Below are 13,469 nucleotides of genomic sequence, written 5' to 3' on the forward strand. Positions count from 1 at the left end.
TCCGCTGGCATGAGGAAGGACCCGATGTCGTCAGGCCCCCTCGCGACGCCGGTTCATGATGCCGCCCCTGAAGAGTCGGGGAGACACCGCTCGGGCTTCCGCCCGGACATTCAGGGACTACGCGCCTTCGCGGTCGTGGTGGTGATCCTCGAACATGTGCTGCGCTGGCCTGCGGGCGGATTCGTCGGCGTTGACGTCTTCTTTGTCATCTCCGGCTTCCTGATCACCGGTCTGCTGATGAAAGAACACGACCGGACCGGGCGCATCTCCTTCGCGAACTTCTACCGGCGGCGTATCCGGCGCATCCTGCCCCTCGCGGTACTGGTGCTAGTGACCACGTACCTGGCATCCACGCTGCTGTTTCTCGGTGAGCGGGTCCGCTCGACAGCCTGGGACGCCCTGTGCGCGGCGCTCTTTGCAGCCAACTGGCGGTTCGCGTCCGTCGGCACCGACTACTGGGAGACCGATGGACCGGTCTCGCCGCTGCGGCATTACTGGTCGTTGGCCGTGGAGGAGCAATTCTATCTGGTATGGCCGGTTCTACTCGTGTTGATCCTGGGTTACGCGGCTCGACGCGGCCGGTACCGGACCGCAACCCGGTGGGTGGTGGGCGTAGCTCTGGCCATGATCGTTCTCGGCTCGATCGGGTTCGCACTCTGGGAGGTCGAGCACCGACCGGCGGTCGCGTACTTCTCGACTGTGTCCCGCGCTTGGGAACTGGGAATCGGCGCGCTACTGGCGGTGGCCACACCGCTGCTGGCCCGCATACCGGCCGTGGTTCGTCCCGCCTATCAGTGGTCGGGGCTGGTCGGCTTGATGGTGTCGGTCTTTGCCATCACCGCAGAGACCCCGTTTCCCGTACCGGGCGCGTTCCTCGCAGTGATCTCGGCCGCCCTGGTGATCGCTGGCGGCGTAGGTGGACAACGTCTGATGGCCCCGCTGACGAACCGCGTCGTGCGCTACGTCGGGGACATTTCCTACTCCCTATACCTGTGGCACTTCCCGCTACTGATCCTGATCGGCGCGGCGCTCCCCGGCACCGAGACCGCCGCGGTGGTGCTCACGCTCGGCGGTACCGCACTGCTCTCAGTGCTCTCCTACCACCTGGTCGAGAATCCGATCCGCCGGTCGTCGTGGTTGGAGCGGCAGCGCATCGGAAGCACCCGTCACCGGAGCGGCCCGGCGCTGGCTCTGCGGAGTGCCGGGCTGGGGGCCCTGGCCGTAACAATAGCCGTGGTCACCACGGTCAGCGTCCGTACGCCGTCGTCACCGGCACCGGCCGACGCGTGGGTGGTCACTTCCCGGTCCGAACTGGCGGCGCAGGTCCGGGTGGCGCTGGACGCACGCGAGTGGCCGGTGCTGACACCTCCGCTGGGTGAGCTAGGGACGGTCAGCTTCGCCTCGGGGGACGGGCGAGGGTGCCGACCGGCGGTCGCGGACGGCAACGACTGCGCCGTGACGACTCCACGTCCTCGACGACTGGCCGTCGTTGTCGGAGATTCAATCGGCACCGCCTGGCTGCCGCTGGTGCGATCCGCTCTGGAGCCGGCCGGCTGGGCGGTGCAGGACCTGACCTACGCCGGCTGCCCGTTTCTCGCCTCGGACACCGCCTCCCCGATCGAGAGCATCACCCGATCGTGCCCAGGTCACCGACGGACGGTACGCACCATCATCGAGAACCGGCGACCCGATCTGGTCATCGTGAGCAACGCCTACCGGCAACGGTTCATCAGGACCGGCGGCAGCCCGTCCCCGGTGGAATGGGAGCAGGCCGCCCGTACGGCCAGAGAGCAATGGCTCGCGGCCGCCGGAAAGGTCGTGGCCCTGCAACCGCCCCCTCTCGGCCCGGATCCCAAGACCTGCATCACCCGGCTCTCCAGCCCGCGCGACTGCATCTCGACGCTCTCCGCGGAGCACCACGAATACGCCGAGGTCGACCGGAGGGCCTGGGTCGGCGGAAACTCGTGGCACGTATCGACAAGCGACTGGTTCTGCGCCGCCGGACGGTGTCCGGTCTTCGTGGGCGGGGTCATCGTCCGGCGCGACGGAAACCACATCACCGCCGAGTACGCCCGCAAGCTCACCCCGCTGCTCAGCGAGGCTCTGGCACCGGTGCTGACCGGCGCGACGGACTAGAAGCCCTAGGGATCACCGGGTATTTTGACGCAGCCGCAGCCAGACCAACGCTGCGACGCCGCCGATCAGGGCGACGCCTGCGGCGATGAGCAGCGGCACCGCCCAGCCAGGACGGGACGGCTCATCACCACCCGCAGCGACGGCAGCTTCCCGGTAGGCCTCCGCCAAAGCGTTTGTGGGTGACTCGGCGGCGACCTCTGCGAATCGTGCGGCCGCCCTCGAATCCTCACCGTCGAAATAGGCGTCCAGCCCTTCCCGGTAGAGCTGGTCCGGCCCACCGAGGGTGTTCCCGACCCCGGCGGCGCTGAGCAGTCCGTTGACCCGCGACACCGGCACCACCAGGCGGTTCGGCCGGTCGGGCTGGAGCACGTCGTTGTCGAGGATGCCGACCACCTGCCCCTGTGGGTCGACGACGATCCCGCCGCGGGAGGAGACCCCGACGTCATCACTGATGCGGTAGGTGGAGGACTCCAAATCCACTTCGGTCACCTGCACCTGCTTGGACTCGACACTGTAGGTGGCGGACCGGTAGTCGGTGTCAGCGGTGGCGTACCCGAGGGCGTGCAACGCCGTCCCTGCGGCGATCGTCGCCGAGGCATTCACCTCGACAGCGGGGAGGTTCCCCTGGTCGAGCTTGACCAGCGCCAGGTTGCCCTCCTCGAGAGTGAGCGCCCGCACGACGCTGCCGGAGATCGCGGCCCCACTGGTCAGGTCACCCGTAGCCACATTCAGCTGCCCGTACAGGCTGGCCTCTGGTTCGGTACCGGGCTCGGAGCCGGTGAACACCGTGGTCGCCATTCGGGTGCGGACGTAGTTGTCGACGTCTGCGGTCTTGACGTCGCCATTGGCGACCTGGACCTTCGCCAGCTCACCGAGTGCATGCTCGACCAGGATGTCCGGGGTCGGCTGGACGCACTGGGCGTTGGTGACGACGTGCCCATCGTGATTGACCACGACGCCGGTGCAGCGGCGGCTGAAGGTGAACGGATCAGGATGCAGGAGTTCGTTTCGCTGCTTACCGCGCACATAACCGGTGACGATGGCCTCCAGGAACACAATCGACGGCGCGGCGGTGGCGAGCGCCCGCTCCTCGTCGCTTCGGGGCGGAGCCACCGCCCACGGCTTCAGACCGGGAGCGAGCGGGGAAGCCGTCGGTGCCGGGACTGGCGGCGCTTCGGGTCCGCTCGCCGAGATGGCCCAGACGCCCGCTCCTCCACCGATGGCGGCCACCAGAAGCAGCGCGGCGATCGCGGCCCAGAGGCCGGTCTGGCGCTTGGGTGGGGCGGAGGGTTGGATCCGGCGTACCGGAGCAGTGAACGGATCGTGCTGCGGCGTGTCGTCGAAGGGCGTTCCGAAGCCGGGCGATGCCGGGGCACCCGAGACCGGACCGGGAGCGCCACTGACGGGCTGCGACGTGCCAGAGACCGGACCGAAAGCACCGAGGATCGGCTGCGGCCTATCTAGGCCTGGCTGTGGTGAGCCGGAGACGGGCTGCGGTGAGCCGGAGGTGGGCTGCGGCGCACCCGACACCGGGTCGGGTGGGGAGGAGACCGACTGGGGCGCGCCGGACACCGGCTGCGGCAAGCCGGAGAGGTTCGGCGGGGTGGCCGGCACCGGTTGGTACTCCACGCCGAGGGCCCGGAAGAGACGCTCCGCGCCTGGTCCGGCCTCTGCCGGGTAGGCCACCCAGGGGGCGGCGGCCGAGAAGTCCGCGTAGACGAAGGGCATGCCGCCGGTCTGGGCGAGATTGTTGGTGATCGCCGCGAACGCCTCGCGCCAGCCTGCGGTGGCGGCCACGGTGGCGTCCAGCACGGCCACCGTGACGAAGCGACCCTGCCCGTCCACGGCCGCCCACGCCTTACCGACCGGTGACCCGCCCAGCAGGTGGGTGTACCGGTAGGGGCCGTCCGGCTGCATGGCAACTCCTCTACTCGACCGCGGTGCGGATCCTATCCACCTGCCGCACCCCTATCTGCCCGCTGGTCGCCCCACTTCCGAGGGTGGTCTCGAAACCGCAGACCAGATGCCGTCCACATTGGAATAGGCAGATCAGCTTGCCGAATGAAAGTTTTCATGCATAGAGTCACGGGGTGAATGATGGAGTTGCCATGGCGTCGGCGGAGCGGGTCGTCGGCCTGTTCGACGGGGTCCGGCTCACCCCGACGCAGCGACGCATCGCGCACTGTCTGGTGCAGCACGCTCCGGCCATCGGCTACCTCTCCGCCGCCGAGGTCGCCGAGTTGGCCGGGGTCAGCCAGCCGTCGGTCACCCGGTTCGCGGTGGCGCTGGGCCACGACGGCTACCCGGCCCTGCGTCGCCGGCTGCGCGAGCTGACCGCCGCCGCGCCCGGTCCGGCCCCCGCCGGCAACGAACTTCAACAGGCGGTACGCGCCGAGATCGGCAACCTGGACCGGCTGGCCGGTCAGTTGGCCGACCGGGAGCGGATCGCCGAGACCGGACGCCTGCTGGCGGCCAGCCGGCCGCTGCCGGTGCTCGGCCTGCGCTCCGCCGCGCCGCTTGCCGCGTACTTCGCGTACTTCGCCGCCAAGGTGCATCCGGACGTGCGGGTGCTCGACGACGGCGGCAGCCTGCTCACCGACCGCCTCGAACAGGCCGCCGAGGCGGGCGCGCGGGCACTGCTGGCGTTCGTGCTGCCGCGCTACCCCCGGGAGACCCTGGACGCGCTGCGCGAGGCCCGCGCGGCGGGGCTGACGGTCGTCGCGATCACCGACTCACCGGTGAGTCCGGCGACCGAGCACGCCGACGTGGTGCTCTCCGCCGCGGTCGGCGCGCAACTCGTGTTCGACCTGCACACCGCTCCGATGACCCTGGCCATGGTGCTGCTCCAGGCGATCTGCGACGCCGCCCCGGCCGAGACCCAGCGGCGGCTGGAGGCGTTCGAAGCCTCGGCGGCCCGTCGACAGTTGTTCCTCGGTTAGGAGGAGTCCGCCATGACCCACGCCGACCAGACAGCCCCCGGACCCGTCCGGTCCCCACGCGGCCCGGAGCGCAGCGCCCGAGGGTGGCCGCAGGAGGCCGCCCTGCGGATGTTGATGAACAACCTCGATCCCGAGGTCGCCGAGCGCCCCGACGACCTGGTCGTGTACGGCGGCACCGGCAAGGCCGCCCGGGACTGGCCGTCGTACCACGCCCTGGTGCGGACGCTGACCGAGCTGCGTGACGACGAGACGATGCTGGTGCAGTCGGGTCGCCCGGTCGGCGTGCTGCGTACCCACGAGTGGGCGCCCCGGGTGCTGCTGGCCAACTCGAACCTGGTCGGCGACTGGGCGACCTGGCCGGAGTTCCGCCGCCTTGAGCAGCTCGGCCTGACCATGTACGGGCAGATGACCGCCGGCTCGTGGATCTACATCGGCACCCAGGGCATCCTCCAGGGCACCTACGAGACGTTCGCCGCCGTCGCCGCCAAGAAGTTCGACGGCAGCCTCGCCGGCACGTTGACGCTCACCGCCGGCTGCGGCGGCATGGGCGGGGCCCAGCCGCTCGCGGTCACCATGAACGGCGGTGCCTGCCTGATCGTGGACGTGGACCGCAGCCGGCTGGCCCGCCGGGCGCACGACCGCTACCTGGACGAGATCGCCGACGACCTGGACGACGCGGTGCGGCGGGTGCTCGCCGCCAAACGGGAGCGCCGGGCGTTGAGCGTCGGTGTCGTCGGCAACGCGGCCACCGTCTTCCCGGAGCTGCTGCGCCGGGGCGTACCGGTCGACATCGTCACCGACCAGACGAGCGCCCACGATCCGCTGTCGTACCTGCCGGAGGGGGTCGAGTTGGCCGACGCCCGGGAGTACGCGACGGCCAAGCCGGCCGAGTTCACCGACCGGGCGCGGGCGTCGATGGCCCGGCACGTCGAGGCGATGGTGGGGTTCCTCGACGCGGGCGCGGAGGTCTTCGACTACGGCAACTCGATCCGGGGCGAGGCCCGGCTCGGTGGGTACGAGCGCGCCTTCGACTTCCCGGGCTTCGTGCCGGCGTACATCCGGCCGTTGTTCTGTGAGGGCAAGGGGCCGTTCCGGTGGGCGGCGCTCTCCGGTGACCCGGCCGACATCGCCGCCACCGACCGGGCGATCCTGGACCTGTTCCCGGAGAACGAGTCCCTCGCGCGGTGGATCCGCCTGGCCGGCGAACGGGTCGCCTTCCAGGGGCTGCCCGCGCGCATCTGCTGGCTCGGTTACGGCGAGCGGGACCGCGCGGGCGTACGGTTCAACGAGATGGTCGCCTCGGGTGAGCTGAGCGCGCCGGTGGTGATCGGCCGCGACCACCTGGACTGCGGCAGCGTGGCCAGCCCGTACCGGGAGACCGAGGCGATGGCCGACGGCTCGGACGCGATCGCCGACTGGCCGCTGCTCAACGCGCTTGTCAACACCGCAAGCGGGGCCTCCTGGGTCTCCATCCACCACGGCGGCGGGGTCGGCATCGGCCGGTCGATCCACGCCGGTCAGGTCTGCGTGGCCGACGGCAGCGCGCTGGCCGGGCAGAAGATCGAGCGGGTGCTGACCAACGATCCGGCGATGGGTGTCATCCGGCACGTCGACGCCGGCTACGAAGACGCCCGCGAGGTGGCCACCCGAACTGGCGTCCGTGTCCCGATGGCGGAGTGAGGAAGGCCCTTGTTGACACACACGGTGCAGGACGGACCGCTGCTCGACAGGTTCCGCGAGCTGTGGGGACAGATCGCCCCGATCGGGCGGGACGCGCACAGCGGCGGCTACCTGCGGTACGCGCTGACCGAGCCGGAGCTGCGGCTGCGGGAGTGGTTCCGGGCGCAGGCCGACGAGCGGTCCATGCCGGTGACCGAGGACGGCAACGGCAACCTGTTCGCCTGGTGGGGTGATCCGGAGGCCGGGGACGCGATCCTGACCGGCAGCCACTTCGACTCGGTGCCGCACGGCGGGGCGTACGACGGTCCGCTCGGCATCGTGAGCGCTTTCCTCGCGGTCGACGAGCTGCGTGCCGGGGGCGTCCCGCCCGTCCGGCCGCTGGCGGTGGCGGCGTTCGTGGAGGAGGAGGGTGCCCGGTTCGGCGTACCGTGCCTGGGTTCCCGGCTGCTCACCGGCGCGCTGGACGCCGAGCGGGCGGCCGGGCTGCGCGACGCCGGCGGGGTGAGCTTCGCCGAGGCGCTGGGTGACGGGCCGGTGGGTGCCCGGCCGGAGCTGCTCGGCCGTTTCGCGGCCTTCGTGGAGTTGCACGTCGAGCAGGGCCGCGCGCTCGTCGAGCGGGACGCGCCGGTCGCGGTCGCGAGCGCCATCTGGCCGCACGGCCGCTGGCGCTTCGACTTTACCGGCGAGGGCAACCACGCCGGTACGACGCGGATGACCGACCGTCGAGACCCCATGCTCACGTACGCGTTCACGGTGCTCGCCGCGAACAAGGAGGCCCGGCTGCGCGGTGCCCACGCCACAGTCGGTCGGGTGGCGGTGGAGCCGAACGCCACGAACGCGATCCCGTCCCGGGTGACCGGCTGGCTGGACGCCCGCGCGGCCGAGCCGGAGACCCTGGCCGGCATGGTCGAGGCGGTGCACGGCAAGGCCGCCGAGCGGGCCCGGCGCGACGGTACGCAGGTGACGCTGACCGAGGAGTCGGCCACCCCGCTGGTGGCCTTCGACGGTGGGCTGGCCGACCGGTTGGCCGGGCTGCTGGCCGCGCCGGTGCTGCCAACCGGGGCGGGGCACGACGCCGGGGTGCTCGCCGCCCACCTACCCACTGCGATGCTGTTCGTCCGCAACCCGACCGGGGTGTCGCACTCCCCCGCCGAATCAGCCACCGACGCCGACTGCGCCACCGGGGTTTCCGCCCTGGCCAGGGGGCTGGCGGAGTTGCTGCGATGACGTCGACGCGTTGGCTCGCGGAGTACGCCTGGCTGCCCGGGGAGGCCGCGCCGACCCCGGACGTGCTGATCGAGACGGTGCACGACCGGATCACCGGCGTCACACCGCTCGCGCCGGACAGCCGGCCCGACGCCGGGGTGGACGTGCTGGCCGACGCGGTGCGGCTGCCGGGGCTGACCCTGCCGGGGCTGGCCAATGCGCACTCCCACGCGTTCCACCGGGCGCTGCGCGGACGCACGCACGCCGGGCGGGGCGACTTCTGGAGCTGGCGCGACCAGATGTACGCCGTCGCCACCCACCTCGACCCCGACTCCTACCTGGCGCTGGCCCGGGCGGTCTACGCCGAGCTGGCGCTGACCGGGGTGACCTGCGTGGGTGAGTTCCACTACCTGCATCACGGGCCGGGCGGCAGCCCGTACGCCGACCCGAACGCGATGGGCGCGGCGCTGGTCGAGGCGGCGGCCCAGGCGGGGATCCGGCTGACCCTGCTGGACACCTGCTACCTGACCGCCTCGGTGGACGGTAGGCCGCTGACCGGGCCGCAGCAGCGGTTCGGCGACGGCGACGCGTTGCGCTGGGCGGAGCGGGTCGACGCGTTCAACCCGGACGGTGGGCACGCGCGTCTCGGCGCCGCGATCCACTCGGTACGGGCGGTGCCGGCCGATCAGCTCGCCACCGTCGCCGGTTGGGCGCACCGCCGCGACGCGCCACTGCACGTGCACCTGTCGGAGCAGCCGGCCGAGAACGACGCCTGCCGGGCGGTGCACGGGTGCACGCCGACGCGCCTGCTCGCCGATCACGGGGTGCTCGGCCGGGCCACCACGGCGGTCCACGCCACCCATCCGACGAGCGCCGACGTGAGTCTGCTCGGCGACAGTCGTACCGGCGTCTGCCTCTGCCCCACCACCGAACGGGATCTCGCCGACGGTATCGGTCCGGCCCGTCGGATGGCCGACGCCGGCATCCCGCTCAGCCTGGGCAGTGACAGCCACGCCGTCACCGACCTGTTCGAGGAGGCGCGCGCCGTCGAACTGGACGAGCGGCTGCGCACCCGCAAGCGGGGCCACTTCACCGCGGCGGAGCTGTTGACCGCCGCGAGCAGCGCCGGGCACGCCGCGCTGGGCTGGACCGACGCCGGCCGGATCGCCGTCGGCGACCGTGCCGACCTGGTCACGGTGCGGCTGGACAGCGTCCGTACGGCCGGGATGGCCCCGGCGGGCGTCTGGTTCGCGGCGAGCGCGGCCGACGTCGCGCAGGTGGTGGTGGACGGTCAGGTGCTGGTCCGCGACGGCCGACACGTGCGCGTGGACGTACCCCAGGAACTGGCCACGGCGATCACGGAGGTGACCACCCCATGAGCAGCCTGCTGGTGGACGACATCGGTGAGCTGGTGACGAATGTGGCCGGCGCGGGCGGGCCGCTGGGAATCCGGCGACGGGCTGCGGTGCTCGTCGAGGACGGCGAGGTGGCCTGGGTCGGCCCGGCGGCCGACGCACCGGCAGCGGACCGGCGGATAGACGCAGCCGGTGCGGCGGTACTGCCCGGTTTCGTGGACAGCCATGCCCACCTCGTCTTCGCCGGGGACCGGGCCGCCGAGTTCGCCGCCCGGATGGCCGGCGAGCCGTACACCGGCGGCGGTATCCGCACCACTGTCGGCGCCACCCGGGCCGCCTCCGACAACGAACTGCGGGCCACCGTGCGCCGGCTGCACGCGGAGGCGCTACGCCAGGGCACCACCACGATCGAGATCAAGAGCGGGTACGGCCTCACTGTCGCCGACGAGGCCCGCTCGCTGCGGATCGCCACCGAGGTCAGCACGGAGACCACGTTCCTCGGCGCGCACGTGGTCCCGGCCGAGTACGCCGCCCGTCCGGACGACTACGTGTCGCTGGTCTGCGGGCCGATGCTGGCCGCCGCCGCGCCGTACGCCCGCTGGATCGACGTGTTCTGCGAGCGGGGAGCCTTCGACGCCGACCATGCCCGGGCGATCCTCGCCTGCGGGCAGGCCATGGGGCTCGGGGTGCGGGTGCACGCCAATCAGCTCGGCCCCGGCCCGGGCGTGCGGCTCGGGGTGGAGCTGGGGGCCGCCAGCGTGGACCACTGCACCCACCTGACCGACGCCGACGTGGACGCGCTGGCCTCGACCACCACGGACGACGGGCAGTCCGCCACCGTCGCCACCCTGCTGCCGGGTGCCGAGTTCTCCACCCGGTCGCCGTACCCGGACGCCCGTCGCCTGCTCGACGCCGGGGTCACCGTGGCGCTGGCCACCGACTGCAATCCCGGCTCGTCGTACACCTCGTCGATGCCGTTCTGCATCGCCCTGGCCGTACGCGAGATGGGGATGACCCCGGCGGAGGCGGTGTGGGCCGCGACCGTCGGTGGCGCGCGGGCGTTGCGCCGCGACGACATCGGGGTGCTGCGTCCCGGCGCCCGGGCCGATCTGATCATCCTCGACGCACCGTCCCACCTGCACCTGGCCTACCGGCCCGGGGTGCCACTCGTCCGCCAGGTTCTGCACAACGGAGTACCGCGATGACCGTCACCGTCCAGCCCACCGGAATCACCCCCGCCGACGTGCTCGCCGTGGCGCGGGGCGGCGCCAAGGTGGTCCTCGACCCGGCCACCGTCGAGGCGATGGCCACCAGCCGGTCCATCGTGGATGGCATCGAGGCCGCCGGCCGTCCCGTGTACGGCGTGTCGACAGGTTTCGGGGCCCTGGCCAACACGTTCGTCGCCCCCGAGCGCCGAGCCGAGTTGCAGCACGCGCTGATCCGGTCGCACGCCGCCGGGGTCGGCGCGCCGATGCCCCGGGAGGTGGTACGGGCGATGATGCTGCTGCGGGTCCGCTCGCTGGCGCTCGGCCACTCCGGGGTACGGCCGCTGGTCGCCGAGGCCCTGGTGGACCTGCTCAACCACGAGGTCACCCCCTGGGTGCCCGAACACGGCTCGTTGGGTGCCTCCGGTGACCTGGCCCCGCTGGCGCACTGCGCGCTGGTGCTGCTCGGCGAGGGTTGGGTGCTCGGCCCGGACGGCGGGCGGTTGCCTGCCGTCGACGCGTTGCGCCGGGCCGGCCTCGCCCCGGTGGAGCTGGCCGCCAAGGAGGGGCTGGCGTTGATCAACGGCACCGACGGCATGCTCGGCATGCTGCTGCTCGCCATCGACGACGCCGCCCACCTCTTCACCATGGCCGACGTCACCGCCGCGCTGGCGATCGAGGCGATGCTCGGCTCGGAACGGCCGTTCCTACCGGAACTGCACGCCATCCGTCCGCATCCCGGGCAGAGTGTCTCGGCGGCCAACATCCACCGGTTGTTGCAGGACTCGGCGGTGATGGACTCGCACCGCGATGACCTGGCACACGCGGTGCAGGACGCCTACTCGATGCGCTGTGCGCCGCAGGTGGCCGGCGCGGCCCGGGACACCCTGGACTTCGTCCGGACGACCGCCGCCCGGGAACTGGTCTCGGTGGTGGACAACCCGGTGGTGCTGCCCGACGGTCGGGTCGAGTCGACCGGGAACTTCCACGGCGCGCCCCTGGGCTTCGCAGCGGACTTCCTGGCCATCGCCGCCGCCGAGGTGGGCGCGATCGCCGAGCGTCGGGTGGACCGGCTGCTCGACGTCACCCGGTCCCGGGACCTGCCGGCGTTTCTCTCCCCCGACGCCGGGGTCAACTCCGGGCTGATGATCGCGCAGTACACGGCCGCCGGGATCGTCGCCGAGAACCGCCGGCTGGCCGCACCGGCCTCGGTGGACTCGCTGCCCACAAGTGGCATGCAGGAGGACCACGTCTCGATGGGCTGGGCGGCGACCAAGAAGTTGCGTACGGTGCTGGACAACCTGACCAGCCTGCTCGCGGTGGAACTGCTCGCCGCCGTACGCGGATTGCAGTTGCGGGCGCCGCTGGCTCCGTCGCCGGCCGGGCGGGCGGCGATCGCCGCGCTCGGTGAGGCCGCCGGCGAGCCCGGCCCCGACGTCTTCCTCGCTCCGCTGATGGAGGCCGCCCGCGCCGTGCTGGCCGGCCGCGACCTCCGCACCGCGATCGAGCAGGAGGTCGGCACCCTCGGCTGACGCGAAGGCCGACGCCGAGGCGGGCGACTCAGGCGGCCGGCGGGAGCACCTTGGCGACCAGGGCAGCCAGCTCGCGCAGCGCCTTGCCACGGTGGCTGATCGCGTCCTTCTCCTGTGGGGTCAGCTCGGCGTTGGTGCGGTCCTGGCCTTCGCCGAGGAAGATCGGGTCGTAGCCGAACCCGCCGTCGCCGCGCGGGGCGCGCAGCAGCCGACCCGCCTGCCGGCCGTCGACCAGGTGTTCCTTACCTCCGGGCAGCACCAGCGCGACCGTGCAGACGAAGGAGGCGCCCCGGTGCTCGTCCGGCACGTCGCCGATCTGGTCGAGCACGAGTTGGAGGTTGGCCTGGTCGTCACCGTGCCGCCCGGCCCAGCGGGCGCTGAACACGCCGGGCATCCCGTTGAGCGCGTCGACCGCCAGCCCGGAGTCGTCGGCGATCGTCGGCAGCCCGGTACGCCGGCAGCCCTCCCGGGCCTTGATCAGCGCGTTCTCGCCGAAGGTCAGCCCGGTCTCCGGCAGCTCCGGGTACGCATCGACGTCATCGAGCCCGATCAGGGCCACCCGGTGCGCGCCCAGCGCCCCGTCCAGGATGCGCTGCAACTCGATCAGCTTCTTCTGGTTCCGCGTGGCGAGCAGCACCTTGTTCATGGGAGTAGCGCCTTCCGCTGGGCTTCGGCCAGGTCCAGACAGCCGACCACGGCCAGGTCGAGCAGGGCGTCGAGCTGTTCGCGGGCGAAGACGCCGGCCTCGCCGGTGCCCTGCACCTCGACGAAGTCGCCGGTGCCGGTGCAGACCACGTTCATGTCGACCTCGGCGGCCACGTCCTCGTCGTAGCACAGGTCCAGGCGCGGCTCGCCGGCAACGACGCCGACACTCACCGCCGACACCGATCGGTGCATCACCTTCTCCGGCTTCCCGGTCAGTGCCTTGCGGGCGGCGAGCCAGTTCACCGCGTCGTGCAGTGCCACGTAGGCGCCGGTGATCGCGGCGGTCCGGGTGCCGCCGTCGGCCTGCAGGACGTCGCAGTCGAGCACGATCGAGTTCTCGCCGAGCGCCTTGAGGTCGATCGCGGCGCGCAGGCTCCGGCCGATCAGCCGGGAGATCTCGTGGGTACGCCCACCGACCCGGCCCTTGACGCTCTCCCGGTCCGACCGGGTGTTGGTGGCCCGGGGCAGCATCGCGTACTCAGCGGTGACCCAGCCCAGCCCGGAACCACGACGCCAGCGCGGCACCCCCTCGGTGACGCTCGCGGTGCAGAGCACCCGGGTGCCGCCGAATTCCACAAGCACCGAGCCTTCGGGATGGGTGCTCCAACCGCGGGTCAGGGTCACCGGTCGAAGTTGGTCGGGTCGCCGCCCGTCAGGTCGCGCCATGCCTGCACCCTATGTGGTGCGCTGATCGAACCCTCCCCGGGTGTC

The 13,469-nt window shown here is 72.0% G+C and carries 10 protein-coding genes; 7 read left to right on the forward strand and 3 right to left on the reverse strand.

Going from position 1 to position 13,469, the window contains the following annotated elements:
• Positions 1-24 precede the first annotated feature (24 nt).
• Complete coding sequence (locus tag O7624_RS10240) at positions 25-2,136, forward strand: acyltransferase family protein (RefSeq protein WP_282239825.1); 2,112 nt, start codon at positions 25-27, stop codon at positions 2,134-2,136.
• 12 nt (positions 2,137-2,148) lie between these two features.
• Here O7624_RS10240 and O7624_RS10245 read toward each other — a convergent pair whose 3' ends face one another.
• The gene (locus O7624_RS10245; RefSeq protein ID WP_282239826.1) at positions 2,149-4,053 is read right to left on the reverse strand and encodes a trypsin-like peptidase domain-containing protein; all 1,905 of its coding nucleotides are present in this window, start codon (positions 4,051-4,053) and stop codon (positions 2,149-2,151) included.
• Positions 4,054-4,244: 191 nt separating this feature from the next.
• On the opposite strand from O7624_RS10245, the gene O7624_RS10250 reads away from it, so the two are divergent.
• The 6 genes from O7624_RS10250 to hutH are packed head-to-tail and all read left to right on the forward strand — an operon-like array spanning position 4,245 to position 12,053.
• Positions 4,245-5,075, forward strand: a complete 831-nt coding sequence (locus tag O7624_RS10250; RefSeq protein WP_210941389.1) for a MurR/RpiR family transcriptional regulator — start codon at positions 4,245-4,247, stop codon at positions 5,073-5,075.
• A 12-nt stretch (positions 5,076-5,087) separates the two neighbouring features.
• Positions 5,088-6,755, forward strand: coding sequence for a urocanate hydratase (gene hutU / locus O7624_RS10255; RefSeq protein ID WP_282239827.1), 1,668 nt, complete (start codon positions 5,088-5,090; stop codon positions 6,753-6,755).
• Positions 6,756-6,764: 9 nt separating this feature from the next.
• Positions 6,765-7,982, forward strand: coding sequence for an allantoate amidohydrolase (locus tag O7624_RS10260; protein ID WP_282239828.1), 1,218 nt, complete (start codon positions 6,765-6,767; stop codon positions 7,980-7,982).
• Positions 7,979-9,340: a formimidoylglutamate deiminase gene (locus O7624_RS10265; RefSeq protein ID WP_282239829.1), complete on the forward strand. Its 1,362-nt coding sequence runs from the start codon at positions 7,979-7,981 to the stop codon at positions 9,338-9,340. The genes O7624_RS10260 and O7624_RS10265 overlap by 4 nt, the downstream gene beginning before the upstream one ends.
• Positions 9,337-10,521, forward strand: coding sequence for an imidazolonepropionase (gene hutI, locus O7624_RS10270; RefSeq protein ID WP_282239830.1), 1,185 nt, complete (start codon positions 9,337-9,339; stop codon positions 10,519-10,521). Before O7624_RS10265 ends, hutI begins: the two co-directional genes overlap by 4 nt.
• On the forward strand, positions 10,518-12,053 hold the full coding sequence (gene hutH / locus O7624_RS10275; protein WP_282239831.1) for a histidine ammonia-lyase: 1,536 nt from the start codon (positions 10,518-10,520) through the stop codon (positions 12,051-12,053). The genes hutI and hutH overlap by 4 nt, the downstream gene beginning before the upstream one ends.
• Before the next feature lie 28 nt (positions 12,054-12,081).
• Here the strand turns inward: hutH and rdgB are convergent, their stop codons facing one another.
• Positions 12,082-12,699, reverse strand: coding sequence for an RdgB/HAM1 family non-canonical purine NTP pyrophosphatase (gene rdgB, locus O7624_RS10280; RefSeq protein WP_282239832.1), 618 nt, complete (start codon positions 12,697-12,699; stop codon positions 12,082-12,084).
• Entirely contained in the window at positions 12,696-13,424 is a 729-nt protein-coding gene (rph, locus tag O7624_RS10285; protein WP_093401913.1) for a ribonuclease PH, read from the reverse strand. The genes rdgB and rph overlap by 4 nt, the downstream gene beginning before the upstream one ends.
• Positions 13,425-13,469: the final 45 nt, after the last annotated feature.

This window comes from Verrucosispora sp. WMMD1129 (genome assembly GCF_029581255.1).
Taxonomy (GTDB): Bacteria; Actinomycetota; Actinomycetes; order Mycobacteriales; family Micromonosporaceae; genus Micromonospora; species Micromonospora sediminimaris.